Below are 24,880 nucleotides of genomic sequence, written 5' to 3'. Positions count from 1 at the left end.
GTCCTGAGCCTAGCACTGATTGTCGCTAATTCGCCTTTCTCAAAAGCCTATTTCGAGGCGCTGCATTTTTATATTGGTCCGCTCAGCCTGTCGCACTGGATCAATGATGCACTGATGGCCGTGTTCTTCTTTTTGGTCGGACTTGAGATCAAGCGTGAGTTTCTTGATGGCCAACTCGCAAGCTGGCCTAATCGCATTTTACCCGGTATTGCCGCTGCTGGCGGCGTCATCGTGCCTGCGCTGATTTTCGTTGCCTTCAATTATGGCGACCCGGAAAAAGTGCGCGGCTGGGCCGTGCCTTCCGCAACCGACATTGCCTTTGCGCTTGGTGTTTTATCGCTGCTTGGATCGCGCGTGCCGTCGAGCCTGAAAGTCTTTCTGGCAACGCTTGCGATTCTTGATGATCTCGCGGCGGTTGTCATCATCGCGATCTTCTACACCGCTGAAATTTCCATGCCTTATTTGGGTGCAGCCTTCGCAACCGCAGCCGTGCTGTTTGCAATGAACCGCATGGGCGTTTCCCGCTTGCTGCCCTATCTGGTTGGTGCAGCTCTATTGTGGTTCTTGGTCTTTAATTCCGGCGTACACGCCACGGTCGCTGGCGTTGTTGCAGCACTTATGATCCCGCTAAAACCTGCCAAGGCCAAGCCGGATGATATGACATCGCCCCTACATACGCTGGAACATGCGCTGGCCAAGCCGGTTGCCTTCTTCATCGTACCAGTGTTTGGTTTCGCCAATGCGGGCATTTCCTTTACCGGCATGACGCCGTCTATCATCTTCGACACGCTGCCGCTCGGCATCATGCTCGGCCTCTTTGTGGGTAAACAGATCGGCGTTTTTGGTGCGGCATGGCTCGCAATTAAAGCGGGCTTTGCGCAAAAACCGATGGGCGCAAGCTGGGCGCAGTTTTATGGCGTTGCAATCCTGTGCGGCATCGGCTTCACCATGAGCATTTTCATCGGGCTTTTGTCCTATCCGTCAGAATTGTTGCAGGCCGAGACGAAAATTGGCGTCCTCACCGGCTCGGCGCTTTCTGCGATATGCGGTTATGTCTTGCTTCGGATGCTGGCAAAGCCAAAAAAATAACGAATATTCAATGCCCGGAACGAAATTCCGGGCATTTCTCTTTGTGTTTGCACAATTGCTTCCTACATTCGCTGCAACGTGAATTTTCAAGTTGGAGTTTAATTTGTCCGGGATTTTTTGCCGTTTCATTCCGCGCCGTTTTCGCAAAAAAGAAATTGAAATTCCTGTTGTGCGTCTGCATGGCGCCATTATGAGCGGTGGCTCATCGCTACGTCCGTCGCTTTCGCTCGCAAGCGCTTCCGGTGTGCTGGAAAAGGCCTTTAGCGACAAAGAAACGCCAGCCGTTGCCATTTCGATCAATTCGCCCGGCGGTTCACCCGTACAGTCTCGCCTGATCTATCGCCGCATACGCGATCTCGCAGACGATCATCAGAAACGTGTTTTCGTGTTTGTCGAAGATGCTGCGGCATCCGGCGGTTATATGATCGCGCTTGCGGGCGACGAAATCATTGCTGATCCTTCGTCAATCGTCGGCTCCATCGGCGTTGTTTCAGCCTCATTCGGTTTCCCGGAGCTGCTCAAGAAAATCGGGGTTGAACGTCGTGTTTATACTGCTGGCCAGAACAAAGCCGTGCTTGATCCATTTCAGCCGGAAAAAGAAGCCGATATTGAGCGTCTCAAGTCGCTTCAGCTGGAAATTCATGCGACTTTTATCGACATGGTCAAAGAGCGCCGTGGCAGCAAGCTGGCAGACAATGATGACCTTTTCACCGGCATGTTCTGGACAGGCACCAAGGGCAAGGAACTCGGCCTCGTTGACGGGCTTGGCGATATGCGCAGCTTCCTGCGCAAGACTTATGGCGACAAGGTAAAGCTCAAACTCATCGAACCCAAGCGCGGACTGCTCGGACGCAAAGCACCCGGCGTCGAAATCGCGCTTAACGGCCTTGATCCAGCATCTATTGCGGCTAATCTCGGCGACGGCCTTCTGTCCGTTGCTGAAGAAAAAGCGCTTTGGGCGCGATATGGTCTTTAAAATTCACCATTTGACCATGATATGATGCATAATCCTGCAAATTAGTGTTATGGTTCTTCCAACTAAGTTTCCCTGTGTGATCCCGAAAAGGCATTTCGGGATCGTATGACAGCCTGAGGACTAGAGGTCATGCCCCAGCTTATCTTTCTGCTGCTGATACTCGCTGCCGCCTGGTACGGCTATCGTTCGTTCAAGCGCGAAGCAGTCCGCGTGACGCAGCGCGTCCGCCGCGCAGAAAAAGAAGCGCAGAACCGCGCGCACGGTACTCTGGTTCAGGATCCGAAAACCGGCGAATACTACGTCAAAAAAGACTAGTCCTGACTTACCTTTAAAATGCATAACAAAGCTCAGGCCGCGCAAACGGTTCACTACACTGCTCCGGCCAAGATTAATCTCGCGCTGCATGTGACAGGGCGCAGAGATGACGGTTATCATTTGCTCGACATGCTGGTTGTGTTCGCTGATTACGGCGATCGCATCACTGTTGGGGAAGCCGATGAAGATAGCTTCAGCATTGGCGGGCGCTTTGCTCACGGCATACCGCTTGATAGCGGCAATCTGGTTATCAAAGCGCGGGATGCATTACGATCTCATACAGAGCGCAAGCTTTCACCCGTTGCGATCCATCTTGAAAAAAGACTCCCAGTTGCGTCGGGCATTGGCGGAGGCTCAAGCGATGCGGCGGCAACGCTTCTCGCACTCAATGAAATCTGGCAGCTTGGCCTTGATCACGCAACACTCGCCGAACTTGGTCTCAGCCTCGGCGCGGACTTGCCCATGTGCCTGCATGGTGCAGCCCATGGTGCGCCACTTATAGCATGCGGCATCGGTGAACAGCTGAGCGCCATACCGCAAATGCCATCACTCCCCATGCTGCTGGTCAATGACGGGACTGCCATCGCAACGCCGGATGTCTTCCGTGCATTGACAAAGCGAGACAATCCCCCTCTCCCGTCCCGCGTTCCTTGCGACATTGAAAGCATCTGCACCTATCTCAGTTCAACCCGAAACGACCTTCTGCCCGCAGCGCTATCAATTGCCCCGCACATCAGCGATACGCTTGCAATTTTACACACCCATGGCGCTCTTTTTGCCCAAATGTCTGGTTCTGGTGCAACCTGTTTTGCCATCTTTAAAGACCAGCAGAGCGCAGACACAGCTGCATCGCGTATCCTTTCGCATAAGCCTGACTGGTTTGTGGTTTCAAGCCATACGGCCCCGTCTGCGCAGTGACGAAAACAGCCACTTTCCCACCTCATACTGTTCACATATACTTGAATAAATAGCTGCCTATAGAACAATTCTCTGGTTTCAAGGGTTTATTGTCTACCATTTTAGATACAATGCGTGAACCAAACGCTGGCTATGCGCAGCCGATTGAAAGGTCTATCTCTTGATCATCGAAACGACGAACACATCGCCGCTTCACAATCCAAGGAGATAGAAAATGAAAAAGTTTGTTCTTGCTACTGTTGCTGTTGTTCTGAGCGCTGGCGCTGCATTCGCTGAAAACCCAAATGTGGGCACCCCTGCCGATCTCTATGCCAATGACCGCACACCAGTCGCTGCTCAGCAAATTGACCGCACTGCAACTGCTTCGATCGGCAAAGCTACGGTCATGGATGGTTCCGCTCATCGCTTTGGCGACGCATCGCCTTCGGGCTTTCAGAACTAATACCGAATTTGTGAACAATCCTGCCTGACGGAACAGTCCGAACGGCAACCCAGTTATCTCCCCGGTGGATGGCATTGGCGCCACCCCGGTGCCCCGGAAGCACTGATGCCATCCAAAGGGCGATTATGAAAAGGAATAGAAAAATGAAAAAGTTTGCTCTCGCTGCCGTAGCCGTTGCCCTTAGCGCCGGTGCTGCTTTCGCTGAAAACCCAAATGTGGGAACCCCAGCTGATCTTTATGCCAATGACCGTACACCCGTTGCTTCGCAGCCGGTTGATCGCACGGCCACCGCTTCGATTGGCCAGAAGACCTATCAGGACGGTTCGGCTCATCGCTTTGGTGACGCATCGCCATCAAGCTACCAGAACTAATATCGGCACAAGCCGGTAACATACAAAAAGGCGAAGCCCTCAGGCTCCGCCTTTTGTTGTATTTGGAAGTACAATGCAAGGCGATAATAGCACAGGCTTCAACTGACGCGGCAAATCTTCAAGCTCGTCCAAACGCGATGGAAATGGCCTGAGCGTTTCGGCCTTTATCAGCAATCCGGCGTTTAAAGAGGGTTTGCTGGTGAAGAGCTTTCCCAGCAGTCCGGAGCGGGCCTCTTGAGGCAATGTAAAGCGCGCGGCAGAATTGCTGACCGCCAAATGACGGCCCACCGCATCTATCCATTCATCCTGCAATGTTGCTCCGGGCCGCAAAAGAAGCAACCAGTGCGTTCGCAATTCCCGAAATGCCTCAGATAAATTGTCTTCATTATAAAACGCGCAACCCGCGCCTTCTGCTACGAGCTTAGTATCATCTGTCGAGCCTTGATCAACGACGATAACGCGGCGCAAAAGCCCATCAACAACAGCAGGCACCAACCCGGCCAGTGTCTGTGCCAAAGCTTTTTCAGAATTATTTGTGACGAGCAAAACTGAAATCATTATTTTCTATATCACAGTAGGCTGCCTGCTAAAGCAGCGCAACGCAAATATTCATTCCATTCTTTAGTATTAATTATAAGCCAAAAATAACATATGAAATCAGCAAACAAAGTGATTTAGTCCATTCTGTTATGAACCCCATATTTTGTGGAGTGAGCGGATGAGGGTAGCTCTTACATCGATTGTTCTGGCAACGGCCATGCTTGCAGCACCCGTTGCACAGGCAGCGAATGCCATAGCGACAACCAATCTGAACGTGCGTACGGGTCCGGGTACGAACTACCCGGTAATTGGTGCGATTCCAAATGGTGCAGGCATTGACGTGCTTGGCTGCACGACTGGCTATAACTGGTGTCAGGTCGATTACGGCGGTCGCCTCGGGTGGGCATCGTCCAATTATCTGGCCTTCTCGCAGGGGTCGGCCAGAAACTCCAACAATTTTGGAACTGCTGCAGTTGCAATCGGCATCCCGCTGATTGCAGCGGCAATTCTCAGCTCCAACAAGCACGGCTGGCATCGGCCACCGCCGCCAAGACCGCCGCATTGGAACAATGGCCCTCACCGTCCCGGCAAGCCCCCGGCAACACATCGTCCGGGTCGTCCTGATAGGCCGCAAGCAAACCGCCCCGGTCGTCCTGGCGGCCCAGGCAAACCAAATGAGGTCCGTCCGGGTGGACCCGGCGGCCCGGGCAAGCCTGGCCATAATCAAGGCCGTCCCCCAAAGAAGCAGCCACGCAACTAATATAATACCCCAGACACCGGCGTGCGTGATCACGTCGGTGTTTTATTATATCGGCTCAAGATTTTGTGTTCTTGCTTTGTTCTTATCATTGCGATAGGATGAACATAGAAAACGAAAGAGTCGGTTATGGAAATCATCCAGCAGGCAGATCAGGCAGCATTCGGAGCAGGACGTGCAGATCACGCCAACGCGCTTGTCAGTGAAGCTGGCCTGCGCATTGATCACTCCCGCCGACGCGGGCGCGGCGCAGGCATCAATCCAACCGGACGCTTCGAACCCACCACACGCCATGAATTTGATGACGGCTGGGAAACGCTCGAAGATTTGCCTGCCTTCAAGACCGACGTGCAGGTTGAAAAGCCACGCACGATTATCACACGCAACGATTCGCCTGACATCAGCTTTGACCGCTCGATCAATCCTTATCGCGGCTGCGAACATGGCTGCATCTATTGCTTCGCACGCCCGACGCACAGCTATATGGGCTTGTCTGCAGGCCTTGATTTTGAAGCGAAACTGTTTGCGAAGCCGGATGCGCCGCGTCTGCTTGAGCGCGAGCTGGCCAAGCCGGGCTATCAACCAAAGACGATCGCTATCGGCACCAACACAGACCCTTATCAGCCGATCGAGAAAAAATGGCGCATCATGCGCGAAATTCTTGAAGTGCTGGAAGCAGCCAACCATCCGGTTGGCATTGTTACCAAATCGGCTCTGGTCGTGCGTGACATCGATATTTTGAGCCGTATGGCTGAAAAAGGCCTGGCAAAAGTTGCGCTGTCCGTCACAACCATGGACGCCACGCTTGCGCGCACTATGGAGCCGCGTGCTTCAACGCCGACGCTGCGTCTGCAAGCCATTCATAAACTCACAGAAGCCGGCATTCCAACCAGTGTCATGATGGGGCCGATTATTCCCGGCATCAATGATCATGAGATTGAACGCATTCTGGATGCAGCTTACGCACAAGGTGCACGTGAAGCGGGCTATGTATTGCTTCGCCTGCCACTCGAGGTCGCACCTTTGTTCAAGGACTGGCTGCTGCGCAATTATCCCGACCGTTATCGCCATGTGATGTCACTTATACGCTCCATGCGCGACGGCAAGGATTATGATGCGGAATGGGGAAAACGTATGCGCGGCACTGGTCCCTATGCATGGCAGATCGGGCGCCGTTTCGAAATTAGCGCACGCAAGCTCGGCTTTAATTCAAAGCGTATTCCGTTGCGTACAGACCTGTTTGAACCCGTCGAAAAAAATGGGAAGCAGCTTTCGCTTTTCTAAATTCTGAATATCAGAGCGCGATACTGTAGCGTTCTGGTTCCGATAATACGTTAAAGTTTATGTGTGCATGAGTTGTCAGTTGTGCGTTCCATCTCCGTCTGATTTTTTCGGACGGAAGGCCCCTGCTTTTACGCCAATATCCTCGGCAGGGACCTTGCGGAGAATCAGAAGCAGTGCGAACATTTCCGCCAAATGAAACGCTTAAGTTCTGATTCTCCGCTCCTCTTTGAAATTCCGCTTGCTCCAGACTTCTCGGAAGAGACAAAATATCTGGCGCGAGGGCTCAAGCATATTGCTGGCATTGATGAAGCTGGTCGTGGACCGCTCGCAGGACCGGTTGTTGCAGCAGCGGTTGTGCTTGATCCCAATGATCTGCCAAAGGGACTTGATGACTCAAAAAGGCTGAAGGCGGCCAAGCGTGATGCGCTCTATGATGTTATTTTGGCCAAAGCGATCAGTGTTTCCGTTGCGAGCCTGAGTGCGCGCAGCATTGATGCCAGCGACATTCGCAAAGCGGCCCTCGAAGCTATGCGCCGTTCTTTCATGGGACTGACACTTCGCCCCGATCACGTATTGATCGATGGACGCGATGTTCCACCGGGCCTATCCTGTCCCGGCTCGGCATTGGTAAAAGGCGATCAGCGCTCGATTTCTATTGCCGCTGCATCCATCGTCGCAAAGGTTACGCGAGACCGCATGATGATACGTGCCGGAGCAGTGCATCCAGTCTACGGCTTTGAGGTTCATGCCGGTTACGGAACGCTAAAACATCGCAATGCAATTGAAGCCGGTGGACCACAACCTGGAATCCACCGCTACACTTTCGCGCCCATCAAGGGTCGTTTTGGCTTATAGGATTAACAGTCTGTCCAAGAATGGTCGATTGGCATGCGAGGCATGGAGCAATCTATAATCAAGCAACAAAGATGCCTTTTTATTGTTTGTTTTGGTCATATTCAGCAAATGCTTCTTTCGCCACCATCAAGCCGTTGAAAGCAACGGGGAAGCCCGCATATACGGCCAGCTGAATAATTATCTGAACAATCTCTTTTTGCGTAAGCCCGTTATTCAACGCCGCCACGATATGCACTTTCAATTGTGGCGCAGCATGACCGAGTGCGGTTAACGCAGCTAATGTCGTGATCTGACGACTTCTTAAATCTAGGTCTGAGTTCCCATAAATGTCACCGTAGGCAAACTCATATACGTAGCGAACAAAGTCTGGTGCAATATCACCAAAGGCACTCAACCCTTTATCGCCGAGCTCACTATGTATCTTTGAAAATATCTCTTTGCCCTGCGAAAGGCGCTCCGTTTCATTCGTCATGCATGTTTCCCATAGAGTCTGACTTTCCACCCGACCTCAACGTAACGGGAGCAAATCGCCCCGTCAAAATCCTCTTTTTTGGGAGCAAATAGCATGACATGAGAAAGCAAAAAAAACGCCGCCCTTTTGAGGCGGCGTTTCAAAACTCTATAAAAACTGAACTTAGTTCAGGTTTGTCTTTACCTGACCAAGTGCATCCTTGAACAGGTTGCCCGCAACCTTTGCATCGACTTTGTCGGCAACGATTTTGCCAGCAGCGGCGACAGCCAGATCAACAGCTGAAGCACGCACGGCATTGATTGCATCGGTTTCAGCAGTTGCAATCTTCTGCTCAGCAAGCTTGTTGCGGCGAACGACATATTCTTCGGTCGCGCGCTTTGCGTCTTCGAGCAGAGCCTTGGCTTCACGTTCAGCAGCGGCAACGATGTCGCCGGCTTCTTTTTCCGCTTCCTTGCGCTTGCGATGATATTCAGCAAGAAGCTGCTGGGCTTCTTCACGCAAGGTACGGGCTTCTTCAAGTTCCTTCTTGATGTTTTCAGCGCGCTCATCGAGTGAGCGACCGATCATGCCAGGAACCTTCAGGTAAACAATCAGAGCGATGAAGAGAATAAGCGCAACAAGCGCCCAAAATGTTGAATCCATTTTCGTCTCCTCAGGCGTTTGCGGTTTTGACGGCGGCGGTCACGTCAGCCTTGTCGGCCTTGGTTCCCAGAAGCTGCTCAACAATCGCAGACGTGGTTTCTTCAGCGATCGTACCGACATCGCTCATGGCCTTGGCCTTGATGGCTGCGATACGTTCTTCTGCTTCAGCGAGCTTGCCTTCTAGGGCTGCTTCAGCAGCGGCACGTTCAGCATCAGCTTCGCCTTTGCCTTTTTCACGGGCAGCTTCAGCAATCGAAGCAGCCTTGGTGCGGGCAGCAGCCAGTTCCTGCTCGTAAGCAGCAATCGCGTTATCAGCATCCTGCTTGAGACGGGCAGCCTGCTCAAGATCCTGAGCAATGCGGTCACGACGATTTTCGATCACGCCACCGATGCGCGGAAGAACCACACGCGACAGAAACAGATAGAAAAGGCCGAACGTGATCGCCAGCCACAGAAGCTGGGATGCGTAGTGGGTGGAATCAAACGGCGGGAATACGCCGCTGCCGTGTCCGGCATCGTGCGCGACCCCGGTTTCGGTGTGCACAGCATCGGCTGCGCCGTGCTCGCCAGCAGCTGGTGCCGGTTGCGATTCGGTGGCGGTTTGGGCAAACGCCGTGGACACGAACATCCAGATTTCCCCTTTAATCCAGCATATTCTTACCGGAAACAATTCCCGGCTTTAAACATGCTCACTCAGACTTCATATGCAAAGGCCAGCCGCGCTGCATTTCAAGATACAGATCGCGGCAGGCCAGTTTCTTGCAACTGTTGATTAAACAGCGAAGAGGAGCAGAAGCGCGATGAGCAGCGAGAAGATGCCCAGAGCTTCTGTCACAGCGAAACCGAATACCAGACGGCCGAACTGGCTGTCAGCAGCGGATGGATTACGCAGTGCGCCCGAGAGATAGCTACCGAAAATATTGCCGAGGCCGAGAGCCGTACCGGCCATACCGAAACAGGCGAGACCGGCGCCGATGTACTTTGCTGCTTCCGCTTCCATGTTAAAGCTCCTTCTGGATTGCAAATTAGTGCGGATTTCTGTTCTGGCGGAAACCCGCCGGCTAGAACCTCAAAGCGCATCACTTATAGTTTTGATGCGAAGCGCTTTAAATTTTTCATAATGCATGTTGTTTGCGGAAAACCGGCAAACCACTTTTCCGCAACATGCTTTAGTGACCCGGATGTACTGCGTCGTTGATATACATGCAGGTAAGGACGGTGAAGACGTAGGCCTGGAGGAATGCAACCAGGAACTCAAGCGCGGTGATCGCGACCGTCATGATCAGAGGCAGAATAGCGCCACCAATACCAAGCGCACCAAGCGAGCTCAGCGAGACAACGAAGCCTGCGAAAACCTTGAGCGTGATGTGACCAGCCAGCATGTTCGCGAAAAGACGAACCGAAAGACTGATTGGGCGCGAAAGGAAGGAAATGATTTCAATGGCAACAACCAGAGGCACGATGATGCCCGGCACGCCACTTGGGACAAAGAGCTTCAAAAAGCCCAGACCATGCTTGTAGAAACCGTAAATGATCACTGTACCAATAACAAGCAAAGCAAGTGCAAAGGTTACGATGATCTGACTGGTGACCGTGTAGAAATAAGGGAACAAACCAATGAAGTTTGCGACAAGCACAAACATGAAGAGCGAGAACACAAAGGGGAAGAATTTCATACCCTTTGAACCAGCCGAATCTCTGAGGCTCGACGCCACAAACTCATAGGCCATTTCCGAAACCGACTGCAGACGGCTTGGGATCAGTCCGCGGCTCGACGACGTAAAATACAGAAAGCCTGATGCGAGCACGACGGTTGCGACCATAAAGGCCGAAACATTGGTAAACGACAGGTCCACACCACCGATGTCGATCGGGATCAACCGGGATACCTGGAACTGATGGATCGGATCGTTGGCCAACTTAACCTCGTCTGTCGTTCCTGCCCTAAGGCGTTTCAGTCTCGGGCAAAGCGCCCACTTGTTTCAAAGGTCTATACGCGAACATTTTCGTGATGTCCGCGAAGACTTATTCCTTATCGCTCTTTTCCACGTTAGACTTAATGTTGCCTTGATCGGCGACATAACCTGCGGAACGGAGCACGTTGAGGGTGCCAGCACCAAAGCCCAGAAGGAGAAAGATGATCAACCCCCACGGCGATGTGCCCGCGTAACGATCAAGAGCCCAACCGATCACCGCACCGACCACGATACCAGCGATGAATTCACTGGACAGTTTCATGGCCTGGGCGACAGAACTGGATGTTTCCGATCGCTCATCCTCGGAAGCTGGTGGCTTAAGAAGACCTTTTTTAGCCAGTTCGGCCTCAAGGCGATTCAAACGCTGATCCAACTCCCCGGAAACAGTTTTAGCATCCACATTCCTGCTTGCACCGGGCGTCTTTCCCGGCTCAGTGCCGCTCGTCATTGGCAGCTCCCTTTTGCAAGAAATGCGGGCGTTAAAAGCCCATTTCCAAGTTGCGCGCAACATATTGACACACCGCTCGCTAGTCAAGGCGGTGAAGCACTTGCTTCAAAAGGTTTTTTCTCTTGTAAATACAGATATTTAGCTGTTGGTGCGACTCATTTTCCGCTCAAAGTGGAATATCAGGCAGCATTTTGGCCGAAAAATTGGAATCGAATTGGGCCACACTCAGCACATAGATTCATCATTGTGCTCGTGTTTCAAGCGAGCCGATAGACAATTAAATGTGTCCGAAAGTGATACCGCTGGCAGAAACCTGATCAACTCCAGCCGCCGCCATAGGTGCGGTAGAACACATGAAGACCGATCTTCGTCATCTTTTTCATGGTCGGCGCCCAGAAAGGACTGACATAAGTCGCATGGTAATGCGTGGATGAACCAACTTCCGGCAACCAGATCCGGCCATCGGTTACGGTTTTGGCAACCTGTTGTGCCAGACGCCATTGCGGAATCTCGGTTACGCGATGCTTCTGACCGTCACAGGCAAAGGAAAACTGGCAAGCATTGAGCCAATTCTGGTTCTGATAGACGACACCGCAAATCGTGCCCGGATAAGCGGGATTGCGAACACGATTAAGCACAACCTGTGCAACTGCTACCTGCCCTTTGACCGTCTCGCCACGTGCTTCGTAGTAGACCGCTTCGGCAAGACATTTTTGTTCTTTGGTCCCGAATGATTCCGGCGGCAGAGGGGTCGCGGCCCAGGCATGGTCCTGATCGCTGATCGGTGGCACAAAACGGCCGTTATCGGCTTCCGGTGTCAGGATGCTCTCGAAGGGAGAGGTTTTGCCATAGTCAGGCTTAGAAGGCGCATAGCCCAACGCGAGAACGTCGGGCTGATCATTGTTGATGAGTTTTGCCAGTTGGACCGGTAGATTCGGCTTGGGTTTGGGTGGTTTGACTGCATGAAACGCCATTGCGATCTCGACCTCCTTGCCCTCGACACTGGACTTGGAGAAGGCCATGCGCGCATCAATCTTTTCACGTGGCGCGGTGATCATGCTGATTTTCTCAAACATGCTGCCTGCATTGAAAGACCGTGCCGGCGCTTTCGGCTTCACAGAAACAAGGCGGTTTGTCTTATCGGAGCGATTGATCCGGTTTTCATCGGGGTTTGGATCATCGACGCCGAGCTTGGCCGTTTTCTTGCCGCCCGATAGAGCCACACGTCCAATACCCGGAACTTCAATACCGCCGCTGGAAATGCTGCCCGTTACAGTCGTTGCATCCACAAAAGGCATTTCTGCCTGATGCAGCGAGCCGACGGGAGCCTTCGCAACAAAAGCCGTCCAGCGATGACCCGCCACGTCCGCCGCTGGCACAAGGCTGGCCATATCCTGAAACGCAATTGCATTGGAATTGAACAAGTAAGTGACGGCCGCCAGAATGATCGGCACCAGACGATGTGGCTTGTGAACAACCTGACGCGGTTTTGCACGCACAGCGTAATAGCGACCATCCTCCGGGCAATAGCCCGTAACCGGATAGTGCCATACCGGCTCGGACACGGCCTTTGACCGGCCAAACAGCGCTCGTATGGAACCAAAACGCACCGCAAACTCCACTCGCAACGAAACCTTAACTATAGCGAATAATGGAGTATTAACCTTGATGGAACGTTAACGGGCGCTTGTTTACTATTTGAAAAGATTGATTAATTTTGAATTAATGCCAACTAAGGAGGTTTGTTTTTATTTGCTTTTTTAGCCTCATCAATAACATATACAAACGCGCTATATCGAATGGAGAGAACAAAATATTTGGGGTAGTTAAAATGATCCGCAAAAAGATCGGCAACGCATTTGCGGCATGGTTCATCACCCTCCCCTTTGCGACTTCATTTGTTTGTGCTGAAAATGCGCCGCGAACTGTCATCCTTGCAGATACGCCGAAGATTACGCGCTGGGCCACCATTCATCAGGGACCGGATCCTGCATTCAGCGATCCCTATTACCATCTGGAATTATTCGAGCATAAGAAAGGTGACAAGCCTTGGATGTTCAAACGGCTGGCCTATCATATGGTGATAACGCCGGAGGCACTGGAAAACAGCCGCAACAGCAGACGTGCAAAAACCTATTCTTATAAGGATGTTGAATTCTGGATCACCTACAAGCTCTGGCGAGACAACCCGGATAGTCGCCAAACCACGCCCATCTGCAAAACAACAATCACGGACTGCCTTGAACAGGCCACAGAGCGAAATTAAGCGGGCAATATGATCAGAAAAGTGCTTTTCGCCATCGTCGTCATTGCCGTTGCTCTGTTTGGCTATACCAAAGTCATGGCGCGGATAGGCTCTGGTGCGCCGCCTGACGCAGCGCCCGCTGAACAGCAAGCCGATTCAATCATGGTCTATAAAGGTGAACGTCGCATGACATTGCTGCGCGGCGATGAGGTCATCGGTACCTATCGTATTGCGCTTGGCGGCAATGGCGATGGCGGACACAAGGCGCGTGAGGGTGATCAGAAGACACCCGAAGGCGCTTATATGATCGATTGGCGCAATCCGCGCTCAATGGCGCATCTCAGCCTGCATATTTCCTACCCTAACGCGGAAGATCAGAGCGCAGCGGATGCTGGCGGATATTCGCCCGGCGGCAATATCATGATCCATGGTCTGCCAAATGGCTGGGGTCTGCTTGCACCCTTGCATCATCTGTGGGACTGGACCGATGGCTGCATCGGCGTGACCAACGCTGAAATGCGAGAAATCTGGTCGAAGGTGCCAAATGGCACCCCCATCATCATCACACCCTAAGCCGCTTTCACGGCCCAGCGTTCAATATCTGCGCTCTGACCAATCAATGCGAGACCATTGGCAATCGAATCAAACTGGTTCGAACTTGTAACCATCGCGTCAGGGAAACGTTTCTCAAACGCCGCACGAATGGCAGGTACGAAAGAGGTGCCGCCCGTCAGGAATACGCGGTCGACACCATCGAAAGTCAGCCCCGCATTTTCAACAGCCTGCTCGACGGAGCGTTCAATATTGGCAACGTCATCGGCAATCCAGTTGTCGAAATCATTGCGGGTTACGTCGGAGCGAATCTCGAAATCATCCGCCTTGAAATGCAGCTCGGCTGCACGCTCTGATGACAGGCGCACCTTAAGATTGGAGACGGCACGATAAACCTCATAGCCGTAATCATTCTCGATCAAATTGATAAAATGTTCCAAGGGTTCTGGATCGACAGCGTTCTTCGCGAGATCAGTCAGCGCGCGAATGGTGGCGGGCGAGTTCATCAGGAACAGCGTGTTCCAGCGTGCGAAGTTCGCATAATAATGGCGCGGTATCGGCAGGCGCTTGCCGAAGGATTTGTATTCGCCATTCTTGCCAAGCAGTGGCGACACGGCATTATCGATAATGCGATAATCGAAAGTATCGCCAGCAATGCCAAGACCCGTCTGGCTTAATGGCGTGAAGCTCAAGCCATCTGGTCCAACATCAAAGCGGACGATCGAAAAATCGCTTGTACCGCCACCAAAGTCGGCGACCAGAACGGTCGATTCGGCCTTGAGTTCCTGTGCGTAGAAATAGGCCGCTGCCACCGGCTCGTAGACATAGTGAATATCGGTGAAGCCGAAAGCACGGAACGCTTTCTCATAGCGCTCCATAGCAAGCGCTTCATCGGGCGTTGCGCCCGCAAAGATAACCGGACGACCAATGACAACCCGATTGCCCTTTGGCGGCAGGCGATCCCCAAGACGTGCTGCGACCGATTGAAGAAATGTCTCGAGAATATCTTCAAACTTGAAGCGTTTGCCGAACACGGGCGTGTCAGTGAAGGATTTCTGAGCTGCGAAAGTCTTGAACGATTGCAGCATACGGGTCGAATGCGGCGCATTCACAAAAGCATCCATCGCCCATGGACCGCTTTCGGTGATGCGCTCACCAGTTTCGCGATCCTGCCAGAAACAGAGAATCGAACGATAGCCCGTAATGTCCACGCCATCTTTCGGCACGCTCAGCACCGCTGTCGAACCATCGGGGGAAGCCAGCGACAGGACCGTGTTTGTCGTGCCAAAATCGATGCCCATCGTGACACCGCTGAACTGGCTCTCGCTCACTATCGTCATAATCTGCCTCTGGTATTGGGGAATTTCAGGAGGCGGCGGCGTAGCAGACCGATTAGAGTTTCTCAAGGCAAGAAACTTGAATAAGAGGCAATCAGAATTGATTATTGAAAGGAGCCTCTATGTCCCGCTTTGAAAACACAACCGCAGTTATAACCGGTTCTGCACGTGGTCTGGGGGCTGCTCTCGCCTTTTCGCTGGCTGAAGCCGGATGCGATGTGGTGCTTTGCGGACGCAGCGTCAAAGCACTTGAAGCGACGGCGCAAAGCATTACGGAACATACCGGAAGAAAGGTCGAAACTGTTGAGGTCGATCTCGCCGACAATGCCAGTGTCGCCAAAGCAATTGAAACCCTAAAGGCAAAGTCCTCCGCAATCGATATTCTCATCAACAATGGTGCGATGTGGCTTGAAGACCGGCAGGAAGACTATTCAGAGGCGGAGGTTGCGGGTGTCATCAATGCTGCTGTCACCGGAACATTTTTGTTCACGCAGGGACTGCTGCCGCTTCTCAACGCATCCGCGCGACCGGATATTGTGACCATCGGCTCGATCAGCGGCCTATCCAACGCACCATTGCAGACGGTTTCCGTGCCGTTCTATGCTGCAAAGCGCGCACAGGCGGCACTGGCAGACGGTCTGCGGCAGAAACTGGCTGGAACGCCGGTTCGTTCTATCATCGTGCATCCACCTTATCTGGAAGATGCCTCGCCGCTCGAAGACAACTGGGAAGCCTCAGCTAAGCGGCAAAAGGGCCAAGCTGCCACCAACCGCGATATCGTCGAATCGGTTCTGTTTGCCCTCACCCGCCCGCGCCATGTGACCTTGTCGATCACTGTCGATGCCGATGAAGGTGGCGTCTTCGGGTAAAGAAGTCACAAATAAAAAGCCCGGTTTTGCGACCGGGCTTTTGCTTATTTCTTCTTCTTTGCGCGACCCGCAAATGGATTTTCCGATGTCGTCAGCGACAGGCGGATCGGAACGCCCGGCATGTCGAACGTTTCACGCAAACCATTGACCAGATAGCGCACATAAGATTGTGGCATCGCATCCGGGCGCGAACAGTTCACGACAAAGCCCGGAGGGCGGGTCTTTACCTGCGTCATATATTTGACCTTCAGGCGGCGACCAGAAACAGCCGGTGGCGGCTGATGTGCGATCACGCCCGCAAGCCAGCGGTTGAGACGACCCGTCGAGATACGGCGGTTCCAGATCTCGTGGGTTTTGACAAGGTTTTCCATCAGCTTGTCAAGACCCTGACCGCGTTCGCCAGAGATCGGTACAGCGCGGATACCACGCACCTGCGGCAGCAGACGTGCCGTCTTTTCATGAAGATCAGCCAGAACCATCTGACGATCTTCGATCAGATCCCATTTGTTAAACGCGATGATCGGGGCACGACCTTCGCGGATAATCAGATCGGCAATCTGCAAATCCTGCTTTTCAAACGGGATTGTCGCATCGAGAACGATGATCACAACTTCCGCAAAGCGAATAGCACGCAGGCCATCGGCCACCGAGAGCTTCTCAAGCTTTTCCTGCACCCGTGATTTGCGACGCAGACCAGCGGTGTCATAGAGCTTGATCTTGCGGCCACGCCATTCCCAGTCAACGGAAATCGAATCGCGGGTGATACCCGCTTCGGGTCCAGTCAGCAGACGGTCTTCACCAAGCATCGTATTGATCATCGTGGACTTGCCCGCATTCGGACGTCCGACAATGGCAATGCGCAGCGGCTTACTTGTATCGTAAGCCGGAATATCTTCTTCATCCGGATCTTCGATGTCGTCGCCGATCAGCTCGCCAACCGCCTTCGGTGTGAAGACTTCGTCGGCTTCTTCCTCTTCGCGTTCATCCGCGAAAACGCGTTCTTCGCCCAGGAGTTCGACAATCGCATCGCGCAGATCGGGCATGCCCTGACCATGTTCAGCGGAAATCGGGCACGGCTCCCCCAGACCAAGCTGGAAAGCGTCGTAAAGACCCGACTGCGCGCCCCGTGCTTCCGATTTGTTGGCAACCAGAACGACAGGACGGTTCGAGCGGCGGACAAGTTCTGCAAATGTTGCATCCGTTGGCGTAATGCCAGCCTTGGCATCGACCACAAACAAGATTGCATCGGCCTCCTGAATGGCGGCCTCGGTCTGTGCGCGCATACGCGCTTCCAGACTGTCATTGGCGGCATCTTCCAGACCAGCCGTATCAATGACCTGAAACTTCAGATCGTAGAGCTTTGCATCATGAATGCGCCGGTCGCGCGTAACGCCCGGCAAGTCATCGACCAGCGCCAGCTTGCGGCCGACGAGGCGATTAAACAGTGTGGACTTGCCGACATTGGGACGCCCGACGATGGCGAGAGTGAAACCCATAGGTTCGTATTACTCCGAAATTAGTGTAGCTCAGCCCTGAGCCTCTGGCACAGTGATGCCAGCGCCGCGCATGAGATCAAGCATTGTATTGGCGCGCTGGCGAATATTCGCCGGGGCCAGTGTATCATTGGCAATCTGCTGATAGAGCTTGACGGCATCGTCAAAACGCTCTGCCTTCCAGGCAGCAAGACCAAGCGTCTCGCGCGCACTGGAGCGCATTGGATTGCCATCTGCCGAAAGCGTTTCAACACGCTTTGCGACGTCATCATAAGAACCGGAATCAACCAGCAGATAGGCTGCACGAAGACGCGCAATGTCGCGCATAGGCGCAGGGACGGCATTGTCGGCTGCAACGGCGTCAAAGGCCGCTACAGCTGCGGCAACATCACCCTTGGCAGCAAGCACCGAAGCCGAGCGCAGACGCGCGAGAACCGGGTAAGAACCGTAACCCGTCTTTTCCAGATCGTCGAGCGCTGCAATCGCTTCATCATTTTTGCCGGCTGCGGCCAGATCAAGCGCTGCAAGGAACTTGTCGCCCGAAGCCGACGCTTTGCTTTCAGCCCAGTGCTGATAACCAACCCAGCCAGCCGTAGCGATGACGATTGCAACAGCCGCACCAATGACGATGGGGCCGAAGTTTTTCCAAACCTGTTTCGCCCGTTCCGAACGGAGTTCCTCGTTTACCTCGCGGATGAAACTGTCGTCTGCCATGGACCTGCCACTCTGAGTGGAGCGCAATTTATAAGCCGCGCTCTTAAAACCGTTGATCTTAAATTGTATGTTCTGGCGCTTTTAATCGGAATTCGCGCCATATGTAAGACCCGAGAGTGAAATAAGCTGCACCTTACCCGAACAATCTGTATTTGTGTCCGAGCTTTGCCTTATTCAACAGCTATGGAGGCAACCTTTCCCCCCTCAGTGGCGTTCATCATCCCATGCGTGTTCTTTCTTCCATTGTCGCCCTTTCAGCATCACTTGCCTTTGTCACAAATCCAGTTCAGGCGGAAACGTCCAAGCCGCAATATGTGCTGATTTCCTTTGATGGTGCGCATGACAACAAGCTTTGGACACGCTCACGGGAACTCGCGAAAAACAACAATGCGCATTTCACCTATTTCCTGTCCTGCGTCTTCCTGATGGAAAGGAAAAACCGCCGCGACTACCATCCGCCACGCAAAAGCGCTGGTGCATCCAATGTCGGTTTTGCGCTGAGCCATGATGAAGTTGTAACGCGGCTTGGCAATATCTGGCAGGCGCATCTGGAAGGCAATGAAATTGCCAGCCATGGCTGCGGCCATTTTGACGGCACCAATTGGTCAACCGCAGACTGGGATAAAGAAATCAAAGAATTCCGTCGCATTACGGCCGACGCATACAAGGACAACGGCGTTGAAGGGGAGCCAGAAGGCTGGCAGGAACTCGCACGCCACGGCATTAATGGCTTTCGTGCGCCCTATCTTGCCGCATCCAAACCTGTGCAGGATGCACTGAAATCGGAAGGGTTCCGTTATCAGGCATCATCCATTACACGCGGACCGGAAGTGCCAAAGATCGATGGCGCTTTTGCATCTTTTGGACTGCCGCTTATTCCTGAAGGTCCATCACAGCGGCCTATCGTAGGAATGGATTACAATCTGTATGTCCGCCACTCCAAGGGTAAGGAAGCGCCAGCACAGGCTGCACAGTTTGAGGAACGCACCTATAAGGCATTCCGTGCCGCGTTCGACAAACAATATAATGGCGAGCGCATTCCGCTTCAGCTCGGCTTTCACTTTGTGCTGATGAATGACGGCGCTTACTGGCGCGCAATGGAGCGACTGGTATCCGAAGTCTGCAACAAGCAAGATGTCAAATGCACAACCTATAATGATTATCTCAACAGCATTGGTGCTCCGGGCGGCAACCCGCCCGAAAGCAAATCGCAGGCATTATGACGTCAGGCCAAGGTTTTCCTGATCGAGCGTCGGTAACGGTTCACCATGAATAACTGCTTCGAAACCACGCAGACGCTTATAGATTGACAGAAGCTCAATAATTGTCGTCCATGAATTGACGAGATACTGGAACGATCCGCGCACCTGCTCAAAAACATTTGTTATCTGGCTCATCAGACCCAATGTCAGCTTGCCTGCCACAATCGATGGTATCAGCAGCAGAAGCGGGAAAATATTATCCGCCTGCAAATAGAAAATGCGGGCAACGTTAAAATAGACATAGTGGAAATAAAGCCGGAAATAGTTGTGGCGCACATTTGAAAACAACTCGCGCATCGTTGCAGGTTCTGCACGATCCGCATGGTCTTCACCATAGACCAATTCTTTTCGATAAGCCGCTTCCACACGCTGGTTGTTGAATTCCAGTCCCGGTAGTTTCACGCCCACAAGCGCCAGAAAGCCGGTACCAAACAACGCCCAACCAATAGCGGCCCAAACCAGTGCATGGGGAATAACGCCAATAATCGGCAGTTCGTTGACCGTCTCAGAGAACGTGAAAAGAATCGGCAAAAAGGCAATCAGAGTCATAACCGATTTTACGAGGCTGACACCGAGCTGCTCCAGCGTTGTGGAGAAACGCATTGTATCTTCCTGAACACGCTGCGCAGCACCTTCAATATGCCGAAGTTTTTGCCAATGGAGCATGTAGTAGCTGTTCATCGCGGTGCGCCAGCGAAAGATGTAGTGGCTGACAAAAAACATGCTCAACACACCAATGAAGATTGCCAGAAAAGCAATCCCGGCAAAATCCAGTGCTCCCCAATAAAAGTCCGCCGCCGTCACGGCTCCCGGTGTGCTTAGTCCCTTCTGAACCATGTCATAAAACGGCCCATACCAGGTATTCACGGCGACGCTAACCTGAACACTAAAATAGGTCGTGAACAGGATGAGACCTGAACCCAATATTGACCAGCGCTGCCATTGATGCGGTGAAAACCATGACCAGAAGGCGTAGAAGGCGAAAACGACAACCGCAAAATAGATATAGAACCACACAAAAGGTGCAGACCAGAAAATGCGCGCACCAATGATCGGTGCGGCATCTGCAGCAGCCGGTGGGAGCCCTATCAGATGACCGAGGTTTGCTCCCCCTTCATACCAGCCCAAAATAGCCAGAAGACTCCACAAAAGCACGGATGAGAAGAAAAGCTTGGGGCGCGGGAAGAAGGAAATGAACATCGTCGCATATCCGGGAATACTCAGTTTCCGTCAACTAACTCCTGATCCCTCATATTTGCCAGTTAAATAATTGTAAGGTTTCCCGTCACTTGGCAGCTTTCCCGGCGGCAAGACCGATCACGCCTGTGACAACCAAAGCAAAGGCTGCGACAAGGCTGGCAAGCGTAAACGAGCCAAAGTGCTGCGCCATAAACCCCGCAACCAGCGGTCCGGCAATCTGCCCGATACTGAAACAAACGGTCATGCGGGCCAATGCGCGTTTTGGTGACTGCGGGGCGAGCATACGTGCAGCCTGAAGCCCGAATGCCGTCAGTGCCATAAAGGTCAGGCCCAGCAATACACCGCCAATCAACGGCCCCCAAGGCGATGCTATCAGTACGCTTGCAGCGACACCCGCCGCTTCGATGAAAGCCGTCATCGCGAAAGCAGAAAACAGACTGAATTTGCGGATAACAGGCGACCACAACCAGATCGAAGGCGCGGCGCAGAGCCCAGTCAGCACCCACACGCCTGCCTCCATCATCCCCCCGCCCTCATTGGCGCGGACAATCGCGATAATGAAGGTTGCGGTGATGACATAACCAAAGCCGAAAATGCCATAAGCTATTGAAATAGCATTGAAAGCAAAACTCTTTACCAAAGCGGGTTCGCGTTTGCCATTGGTTCCGCCTATTGGGCCTTCTTTAACCAGAAAGACCACGCAAACCGCCAGAATTGCAGTTAAAAAAGCAGCACCAATCCAATCGATGCGCCAGTCGAAGCCAAGAAAGCGGACCGCCGCGACCATGATGGCAGAAAGCGCGATACCAGCGCCTACGCCGCCAAAATGCAGTGCCGACAACCCTAGCTTTTCCGCCTTCGTGATATGGCTTAACACAATTGCAGTGGCCAAGATCATCGTCACAGCACTGATAAATCCGGCTGCAAAACGAATGATTGAGAAAAGCCAAACACCGTCGACAATTGCCATCAGCCCACAAAGAACGGCACTGATAATCAAACCAGTCAGGACACTTGCGCGTTCAATTCCCGCTGACCAGCCATAGCCGGCAACTATCGCTCCGAGCAGATAGCCCACATAATTGGCAGACGCGATAAAGCCTGCATCGGCCGCATTAAAACCGACATCGGCCATCATGCTGGGCAGGATCGGCGTGTAGATGAAACGGCCAATTCCCATCACCGCAATCATGGCGAGAAAGCCGCCAAGGGCATAGCGAAGGGCATATTTTGGCAGGTGTGTCTTGGGAAGTATCGTGTTCATGGCGCGGAAAATACGCCTCGCTTTCCAGCAGACAATTGAATTTTTCTGATGCGATCGATCACAGAAATTCAGTTCAACTTTCTGGCATCAGTGTACGCAGCGGCACGCTGTCCGGCTGAGCGGAATGCAGGAAATGTAACAGTGTTTCATTAACCGATTGCAAGCGAAAAGCCGTATCGCGCCAGCTGAAATCGATGTCTTGTGGGATCGGCAGCAAACGCTCTGGCCCCTCGCCTTCACCGAGATCGCAATTATGGATAACCACTTGCAATGATCGTATTATCCACTCCGGCGGCGCAGCTTCTTTCTTGCGCAACGCATTACCAAGAGCTTCGCCAAACAGCAATGCGGACGCATAAAGGCGAATGCCACGGCGATCATACCGCCCGGCCATTTCGCTGATTTCGCTTGCGACAAGCCTGCCGCGTAACGACCAGCGCGCATTGGAGCGGGCAAGTGCAATACCGTCACCCAGCGCGTTGACCGCGCGTTGCGCGTTGGTAAACTGGTTGATGGCGCTTTGGGCATGCGCAACATCCTGTTTTTCCAGCGCGATTGCCGACTGTTTCAAGCCTTTGAGGATATTATCCACCAGCCCGCGAACAGCACGATCAATAAGCCTGACCGGATCAGGCGTCACCAATATCTGGCTGAACAAAAGCCCGACACCCGCCCCCACCAGAACATCAATTAACCGTGTCATTCCAGCGACTTGCGGCCCCATGGCCAAAACAAGAATGGCAGAGACGCCGGACTGGATAGCGATGGCAGGCGCGAGACCAAAAGTCGTCGCGATCACCATGGCGATGCAGGTGACGACACTCATATGCAAAACCATAATCGTATCCGGGACGAACAGCGATAATTCGCCCACAATGACGCCGGTCGTGACACCCGCGATCACCCCGATCGCTTGTTTTCCATGATTGGGCAGATTGGGAGCGAGGCAGATTACCGCCGTCACCATCGCAAAAACCGGACGTGGCTGCCCGAGCATCCATTGACAGATAAGCCAGGCCACGCCACCGCCGATGGAGGCAATCAGCGCATCGCGCCAACTGGCCGACCATTGCTGAAAAACCCTGTTTATCCGCTGATGCATGAATGGCCTGCCCTGTTATCCGTCATAATCAGAGATACAATTTATGGCGGGCTTTCAATAAGTTAAGCCTTGAAAAAATCTTCATACTGATCCGGTTTGAAACCAACCGTCAGTCTGCCGTCCTTATCAAGAACCGGACGTTTGACCATGGAAGGCTGCGCCAGCATCAATGCGCGCGCCTTGGCAGCATCGATATTCTGCCGCTCTTCTTCGGGCAATTTGCGGAAGGTGGTGCCAGAGCGATTGAGCAACTTTTCCCACTCTATGTCTTTGAGAAAACGGTCGATTGTTGCTCCATCAAGACCGTCCTTCTTATAGTCGTGAAAGGCATAATCAATGCCATGATCTTCAAGCCAGCTTCGTGCCTTCTTCATCGTGTCACAGGCCTTGATGCCATAGATCGTCACGCGCATTTCAATCTCCTTTAATCTGTTGCCACGATTGAAAATCATAAACCGAGCCATAGCAGCTCTTCATCGCATCAACCCGCATAATGCCGTTCCAGGCTCTTTTGACACATTTTTGCCGCAAAATAGCCATCAGAAACATATTCTCAACATCAGATTGCCGCCACTTTTATCCCCTTTTCCGTCGCAAAAGCGATTCTCGCGCTTAAATCTGACGTTCTTTCTCTAGCAGTTCACGCTTGCGTTCCACACCCCAGCGATAACCGGACAGACCACCATCACTGCGCACAACACGATGGCAGGGAACCGCAACCGCGATCTTGTTGGCTGCACATGCCTGCGCCACAGCGCGGGTCGATTTTGGCAGGCCGATCTTGCTGGCGAGTTCACTGTAGCTCACAGTTTCGCCAAGCGGGATTTCGCGCAGGGCTTGCCAAACACGCTGTTGAAAAGCTGTGCCTCGCAAATCAAGCGGCAGCTCCAATCCGATCCCGGGATGTTCGACAAAGCCGATCACATGCGCAACATGATCCTCGAAGGCGCGGTCCGCTCCGACAAGGTCAGCTTTCGGAAATCTCTTTTCCAAATCGATGATCAGCGCCTGCGGATCATCGCCCATCAGTATGGCACAGACACCCTTGCCACTCATCGCAACCAGAACAGCGCCAAGTGTGGATTGGCCAATGGCAAAGCGGATGGTTTCGTTTTCTCCGCCCGACTTGAAATTTCTAGGCTTCATCCCAAGAATTTTATTGGAAGCTTCATAGAAGCGGCTGGAAGAATTATAACCCGCTTCATAAATCGCGTCCGTCACACGGCTATTTTCCTGCAGGACTGCGCGCATTTTTCCGGCACGATGGGCATCGGCATAGGCTTTGGGTGTCAAACCGGTGAAGCTTTTGAAAATGCGATGGAAGTGTGCCGGACTTGCCCCTGCGACCCGCGCGATGTCTTCAAGTGCAGGCGCTTCATCTGCATCTTCGATAAAACGGCAGGCCACGGACACCATGTCGGCATAACGCGCAGTGTTTTGTGTCTCAAGCGTTGCATCAACATGCGGTTTACACCGCATACAGGGGCGAAAGCCTGCTCGCTCTGCATCTTCCGCTGCCGTAAAGAACTGAACATTTTCACGTTTTCCCCGCCGCGATGGGCACGAAGGGCGACAATAAACGCCCGTCGTGCGTACAGCATAGACGAACTCTCCGTCAGAGGCTTTGTCACGCGAAAGCACCTTTTGCCAACGGCTTTCGTCTGTGCTGTGGGTCAATGTCATCAGGTCCATGTCCGTTTCCCTTCTTACTATGAAGGAAAGCTATTCCCTGACAAGAGAAACAACACTCCGCCGCT

29 protein-coding genes are annotated in these 24,880 nt (G+C 52.9%); 13 read left to right on the top strand and 16 right to left on the bottom strand.

All coding sequences use genetic code 11. The features are described 5' to 3' along the window. The first annotated feature begins 3 nt into the window (after positions 1–3). The 6 genes from nhaA to U2P60_RS11775 all read left to right on the top strand — a co-directional run bounded on the left by nhaA (position 4) and on the right by U2P60_RS11775 (position 4,111). Complete coding sequence (gene nhaA, locus U2P60_RS11800; protein WP_413573768.1) at positions 4–1,089, top strand: Na+/H+ antiporter NhaA; 1,086 nt, start codon at positions 4–6, stop codon at positions 1,087–1,089. A 103-nt stretch (positions 1,090–1,192) separates the two neighbouring features. Then, positions 1,193–2,065, top strand: a complete 873-nt coding sequence (locus tag U2P60_RS11795; RefSeq protein WP_413572782.1) for a S49 family peptidase — start codon at positions 1,193–1,195, stop codon at positions 2,063–2,065. A gap of 129 nt (positions 2,066–2,194) precedes the next feature. After that, entirely contained in the window at positions 2,195–2,380 is a 186-nt protein-coding gene (locus U2P60_RS11790) for a hypothetical protein (protein WP_007873680.1), read from the top strand. 18 nt (positions 2,381–2,398) lie between these two features. Further along, positions 2,399–3,298 carry a 4-(cytidine 5'-diphospho)-2-C-methyl-D-erythritol kinase gene (locus U2P60_RS11785; protein ID WP_413572781.1) on the top strand — a complete coding sequence of 300 codons (900 nt, stop codon included), beginning with the start codon at positions 2,399–2,401 and terminating at the stop codon, positions 3,296–3,298. 214 nt (positions 3,299–3,512) lie between these two features. After that, positions 3,513–3,740 carry a hypothetical protein gene (locus tag U2P60_RS11780; protein WP_413572780.1) on the top strand — a complete coding sequence of 76 codons (228 nt, stop codon included), beginning with the start codon at positions 3,513–3,515 and terminating at the stop codon, positions 3,738–3,740. A 143-nt stretch (positions 3,741–3,883) separates the two neighbouring features. After that, positions 3,884–4,111 carry a hypothetical protein gene (locus U2P60_RS11775; protein ID WP_313828012.1) on the top strand — a complete coding sequence of 76 codons (228 nt, stop codon included), beginning with the start codon at positions 3,884–3,886 and terminating at the stop codon, positions 4,109–4,111. A gap of 39 nt (positions 4,112–4,150) precedes the next feature. Here U2P60_RS11775 and U2P60_RS11770 read toward each other — a convergent pair whose 3' ends face one another. Next, positions 4,151–4,669 (bottom strand): glycosyltransferase family 2 protein, encoded by a 519-nt coding sequence (locus tag U2P60_RS11770; protein ID WP_413572779.1) that lies wholly within the window; start codon positions 4,667–4,669, stop codon positions 4,151–4,153. 160 nt (positions 4,670–4,829) lie between these two features. Here U2P60_RS11770 and U2P60_RS11765 point away from each other — a divergent pair, with 160 nt between their 5' ends. From U2P60_RS11765 to U2P60_RS11755, 3 genes are all read left to right on the top strand, one after another. Next, the gene (locus U2P60_RS11765; RefSeq protein ID WP_413572778.1) at positions 4,830–5,411 is read left to right on the top strand and encodes an SH3 domain-containing protein; all 582 of its coding nucleotides are present in this window, start codon (positions 4,830–4,832) and stop codon (positions 5,409–5,411) included. 126 nt (positions 5,412–5,537) lie between these two features. Next, complete coding sequence (locus U2P60_RS11760) at positions 5,538–6,692, top strand: PA0069 family radical SAM protein (RefSeq protein ID WP_413572777.1); 1,155 nt, start codon at positions 5,538–5,540, stop codon at positions 6,690–6,692. A 192-nt stretch (positions 6,693–6,884) separates the two neighbouring features. Next, complete coding sequence (locus U2P60_RS11755; RefSeq protein WP_313828008.1) at positions 6,885–7,547, top strand: ribonuclease HII; 663 nt, start codon at positions 6,885–6,887, stop codon at positions 7,545–7,547. A 79-nt stretch (positions 7,548–7,626) separates the two neighbouring features. Here U2P60_RS11755 and U2P60_RS11750 read toward each other — a convergent pair whose 3' ends face one another. From U2P60_RS11750 to U2P60_RS11720, 7 genes are all read right to left on the bottom strand, one after another. After that, positions 7,627–8,019 carry a carboxymuconolactone decarboxylase family protein gene (locus U2P60_RS11750; protein WP_413572776.1) on the bottom strand — a complete coding sequence of 131 codons (393 nt, stop codon included), beginning with the start codon at positions 8,017–8,019 and terminating at the stop codon, positions 7,627–7,629. Between the two features lie 162 nt (positions 8,020–8,181). Then, positions 8,182–8,661 (bottom strand): F0F1 ATP synthase subunit B, encoded by a 480-nt coding sequence (locus tag U2P60_RS11745; RefSeq protein ID WP_313828006.1) that lies wholly within the window; start codon positions 8,659–8,661, stop codon positions 8,182–8,184. A gap of 10 nt (positions 8,662–8,671) precedes the next feature. After that, entirely contained in the window at positions 8,672–9,289 is a 618-nt protein-coding gene (locus U2P60_RS11740; protein ID WP_079211543.1) for a F0F1 ATP synthase subunit B, read from the bottom strand. 144 nt (positions 9,290–9,433) lie between these two features. After that, entirely contained in the window at positions 9,434–9,661 is a 228-nt protein-coding gene (locus U2P60_RS11735) for a F0F1 ATP synthase subunit C (RefSeq protein ID WP_007632966.1), read from the bottom strand. 169 nt (positions 9,662–9,830) lie between these two features. Continuing rightward, on the bottom strand, positions 9,831–10,580 hold the full coding sequence (locus U2P60_RS11730) for a F0F1 ATP synthase subunit A (RefSeq protein ID WP_413572775.1): 750 nt from the start codon (positions 10,578–10,580) through the stop codon (positions 9,831–9,833). A 106-nt stretch (positions 10,581–10,686) separates the two neighbouring features. Beyond that, complete coding sequence (locus tag U2P60_RS11725; protein ID WP_413572774.1) at positions 10,687–11,085, bottom strand: AtpZ/AtpI family protein; 399 nt, start codon at positions 11,083–11,085, stop codon at positions 10,687–10,689. Between the two features lie 317 nt (positions 11,086–11,402). Beyond that, the gene (locus U2P60_RS11720; RefSeq protein WP_413572773.1) at positions 11,403–12,695 is read right to left on the bottom strand and encodes a cell wall hydrolase; all 1,293 of its coding nucleotides are present in this window, start codon (positions 12,693–12,695) and stop codon (positions 11,403–11,405) included. 221 nt (positions 12,696–12,916) lie between these two features. On the opposite strand from U2P60_RS11720, the gene U2P60_RS11715 reads away from it, so the two are divergent. Together U2P60_RS11715 and U2P60_RS11710 are read left to right on the top strand one after the other, a co-directional pair. Then, positions 12,917–13,351, top strand: coding sequence for a DUF5086 family protein (locus tag U2P60_RS11715; protein WP_413572772.1), 435 nt, complete (start codon positions 12,917–12,919; stop codon positions 13,349–13,351). Between the two features lie 9 nt (positions 13,352–13,360). Then, positions 13,361–13,903: a L,D-transpeptidase family protein gene (locus tag U2P60_RS11710; protein WP_413572771.1), complete on the top strand. Its 543-nt coding sequence runs from the start codon at positions 13,361–13,363 to the stop codon at positions 13,901–13,903. On the opposite strand, the gene U2P60_RS11705 is transcribed toward U2P60_RS11710, so the two are convergent. Further along, the gene (locus tag U2P60_RS11705) at positions 13,900–15,222 is read right to left on the bottom strand and encodes an Hsp70 family protein (RefSeq protein ID WP_413572770.1); all 1,323 of its coding nucleotides are present in this window, start codon (positions 15,220–15,222) and stop codon (positions 13,900–13,902) included. The genes U2P60_RS11710 and U2P60_RS11705 overlap by 4 nt on opposite strands. 119 nt (positions 15,223–15,341) lie before the next feature. On the opposite strand from U2P60_RS11705, the gene U2P60_RS11700 reads away from it, so the two are divergent. Beyond that, entirely contained in the window at positions 15,342–16,088 is a 747-nt protein-coding gene (locus U2P60_RS11700; protein ID WP_413572769.1) for an SDR family oxidoreductase, read from the top strand. A 44-nt stretch (positions 16,089–16,132) separates the two neighbouring features. On the opposite strand, the gene der is transcribed toward U2P60_RS11700, so the two are convergent. Together der and U2P60_RS11690 are read right to left on the bottom strand one after the other, a co-directional pair. After that, positions 16,133–17,584 (bottom strand): ribosome biogenesis GTPase Der, encoded by a 1,452-nt coding sequence (gene der, locus U2P60_RS11695; protein ID WP_413572768.1) that lies wholly within the window; start codon positions 17,582–17,584, stop codon positions 16,133–16,135. Positions 17,585–17,614: 30 nt separating this feature from the next. Then, on the bottom strand, positions 17,615–18,295 hold the full coding sequence (locus U2P60_RS11690; RefSeq protein ID WP_413572767.1) for a tetratricopeptide repeat protein: 681 nt from the start codon (positions 18,293–18,295) through the stop codon (positions 17,615–17,617). A gap of 224 nt (positions 18,296–18,519) precedes the next feature. Here U2P60_RS11690 and U2P60_RS11685 point away from each other — a divergent pair, with 224 nt between their 5' ends. After that, positions 18,520–19,518: a polysaccharide deacetylase family protein gene (locus tag U2P60_RS11685; protein WP_413572766.1), complete on the top strand. Its 999-nt coding sequence runs from the start codon at positions 18,520–18,522 to the stop codon at positions 19,516–19,518. Here U2P60_RS11685 and sbmA read toward each other — a convergent pair. The 5 genes from sbmA to ada form a co-directional block, all read right to left on the bottom strand. Further along, complete coding sequence (sbmA, locus tag U2P60_RS11680; protein ID WP_413572765.1) at positions 19,513–20,757, bottom strand: peptide antibiotic transporter SbmA; 1,245 nt, start codon at positions 20,755–20,757, stop codon at positions 19,513–19,515. The two genes, U2P60_RS11685 and sbmA, sit on opposite strands and share 6 nt — an antisense overlap. Positions 20,758–20,842: 85 nt before the next feature. After that, positions 20,843–22,021, bottom strand: a complete 1,179-nt coding sequence (locus U2P60_RS11675) for a YbfB/YjiJ family MFS transporter (RefSeq protein ID WP_413572764.1) — start codon at positions 22,019–22,021, stop codon at positions 20,843–20,845. A gap of 73 nt (positions 22,022–22,094) precedes the next feature. Beyond that, on the bottom strand, positions 22,095–23,123 hold the full coding sequence (locus tag U2P60_RS11670; RefSeq protein WP_413572763.1) for an FUSC family protein: 1,029 nt from the start codon (positions 23,121–23,123) through the stop codon (positions 22,095–22,097). Between the two features lie 62 nt (positions 23,124–23,185). Continuing rightward, a complete protein-coding gene (locus U2P60_RS11665; RefSeq protein WP_413572762.1) occupies positions 23,186–23,536 on the bottom strand; it encodes an ArsC family reductase in 351 nt (116 codons plus the stop codon). 199 nt (positions 23,537–23,735) lie between these two features. After that, the gene (gene ada / locus U2P60_RS11660) at positions 23,736–24,815 is read right to left on the bottom strand and encodes a bifunctional DNA-binding transcriptional regulator/O6-methylguanine-DNA methyltransferase Ada (protein ID WP_313827992.1); all 1,080 of its coding nucleotides are present in this window, start codon (positions 24,813–24,815) and stop codon (positions 23,736–23,738) included. Between the last annotated feature and the right edge of the window lie 65 nt (positions 24,816–24,880).

It is taken from the genome of Brucella sp. H1_1004, from assembly GCF_047308065.1.
GTDB classification, from domain to species: domain Bacteria; phylum Pseudomonadota; class Alphaproteobacteria; order Rhizobiales; family Rhizobiaceae; genus Brucella; species Brucella pseudogrignonensis_B.
Note: the sequence above shows the minus strand (reverse complement) of the source record. Positions and strands in the feature narration are given on the sequence as shown.

Excerpts from the sequence above, each read along its gene's own strand:
- U2P60_RS11790 (WP_007873680.1), top strand. The coding sequence starts at position 2,195 with ATGCCCCAGCTTATCTTTCTGCTGCTGATACTCGCTGCCGCCTGGTAC.
- U2P60_RS11785 (WP_413572781.1), top strand. The coding sequence starts at position 2,399 with ATGCATAACAAAGCTCAGGCCGCGCAAACGGTTCACTACACTGCTCCG.
- U2P60_RS11780 (WP_413572780.1), top strand. The coding sequence starts at position 3,513 with ATGAAAAAGTTTGTTCTTGCTACTGTTGCTGTTGTTCTGAGCGCTGGC.
- U2P60_RS11775 (WP_313828012.1), top strand. The coding sequence starts at position 3,884 with ATGAAAAAGTTTGCTCTCGCTGCCGTAGCCGTTGCCCTTAGCGCCGGT.
- U2P60_RS11770 (WP_413572779.1), bottom strand. The coding sequence starts at position 4,669 with ATGATTTCAGTTTTGCTCGTCACAAATAATTCTGAAAAAGCTTTGGCA.
- U2P60_RS11765 (WP_413572778.1), top strand. The coding sequence starts at position 4,830 with ATGAGGGTAGCTCTTACATCGATTGTTCTGGCAACGGCCATGCTTGCA.
- U2P60_RS11760 (WP_413572777.1), top strand. The coding sequence starts at position 5,538 with ATGGAAATCATCCAGCAGGCAGATCAGGCAGCATTCGGAGCAGGACGT.
- U2P60_RS11755 (WP_313828008.1), top strand. The coding sequence starts at position 6,885 with ATGAAACGCTTAAGTTCTGATTCTCCGCTCCTCTTTGAAATTCCGCTT.
- U2P60_RS11750 (WP_413572776.1), bottom strand. The coding sequence starts at position 8,019 with ATGACGAATGAAACGGAGCGCCTTTCGCAGGGCAAAGAGATATTTTCA.
- U2P60_RS11745 (WP_313828006.1), bottom strand. The coding sequence starts at position 8,661 with ATGGATTCAACATTTTGGGCGCTTGTTGCGCTTATTCTCTTCATCGCT.
- U2P60_RS11740 (WP_079211543.1), bottom strand. The coding sequence starts at position 9,289 with ATGTTCGTGTCCACGGCGTTTGCCCAAACCGCCACCGAATCGCAACCG.
- U2P60_RS11735 (WP_007632966.1), bottom strand. The coding sequence starts at position 9,661 with ATGGAAGCGGAAGCAGCAAAGTACATCGGCGCCGGTCTCGCCTGTTTC.
- U2P60_RS11725 (WP_413572774.1), bottom strand. The coding sequence starts at position 11,085 with ATGACGAGCGGCACTGAGCCGGGAAAGACGCCCGGTGCAAGCAGGAAT.
- U2P60_RS11715 (WP_413572772.1), top strand. The coding sequence starts at position 12,917 with ATGATCCGCAAAAAGATCGGCAACGCATTTGCGGCATGGTTCATCACC.
- U2P60_RS11710 (WP_413572771.1), top strand. The coding sequence starts at position 13,361 with ATGATCAGAAAAGTGCTTTTCGCCATCGTCGTCATTGCCGTTGCTCTG.
- U2P60_RS11705 (WP_413572770.1), bottom strand. The coding sequence starts at position 15,222 with ATGACGATAGTGAGCGAGAGCCAGTTCAGCGGTGTCACGATGGGCATC.
- U2P60_RS11700 (WP_413572769.1), top strand. The coding sequence starts at position 15,342 with ATGTCCCGCTTTGAAAACACAACCGCAGTTATAACCGGTTCTGCACGT.
- der (WP_413572768.1), bottom strand. The coding sequence starts at position 17,584 with ATGGGTTTCACTCTCGCCATCGTCGGGCGTCCCAATGTCGGCAAGTCC.
- U2P60_RS11690 (WP_413572767.1), bottom strand. The coding sequence starts at position 18,295 with ATGGCAGACGACAGTTTCATCCGCGAGGTAAACGAGGAACTCCGTTCG.
- U2P60_RS11685 (WP_413572766.1), top strand. The coding sequence starts at position 18,520 with ATGCGTGTTCTTTCTTCCATTGTCGCCCTTTCAGCATCACTTGCCTTT.
- sbmA (WP_413572765.1), bottom strand. The coding sequence starts at position 20,757 with ATGTTCATTTCCTTCTTCCCGCGCCCCAAGCTTTTCTTCTCATCCGTG.
- U2P60_RS11675 (WP_413572764.1), bottom strand. The coding sequence starts at position 22,021 with ATGAACACGATACTTCCCAAGACACACCTGCCAAAATATGCCCTTCGC.
- U2P60_RS11670 (WP_413572763.1), bottom strand. The coding sequence starts at position 23,123 with ATGCATCAGCGGATAAACAGGGTTTTTCAGCAATGGTCGGCCAGTTGG.
- U2P60_RS11665 (WP_413572762.1), bottom strand. The coding sequence starts at position 23,536 with ATGCGCGTGACGATCTATGGCATCAAGGCCTGTGACACGATGAAGAAG.
- ada (WP_313827992.1), bottom strand. The coding sequence starts at position 24,815 with ATGGACCTGATGACATTGACCCACAGCACAGACGAAAGCCGTTGGCAA.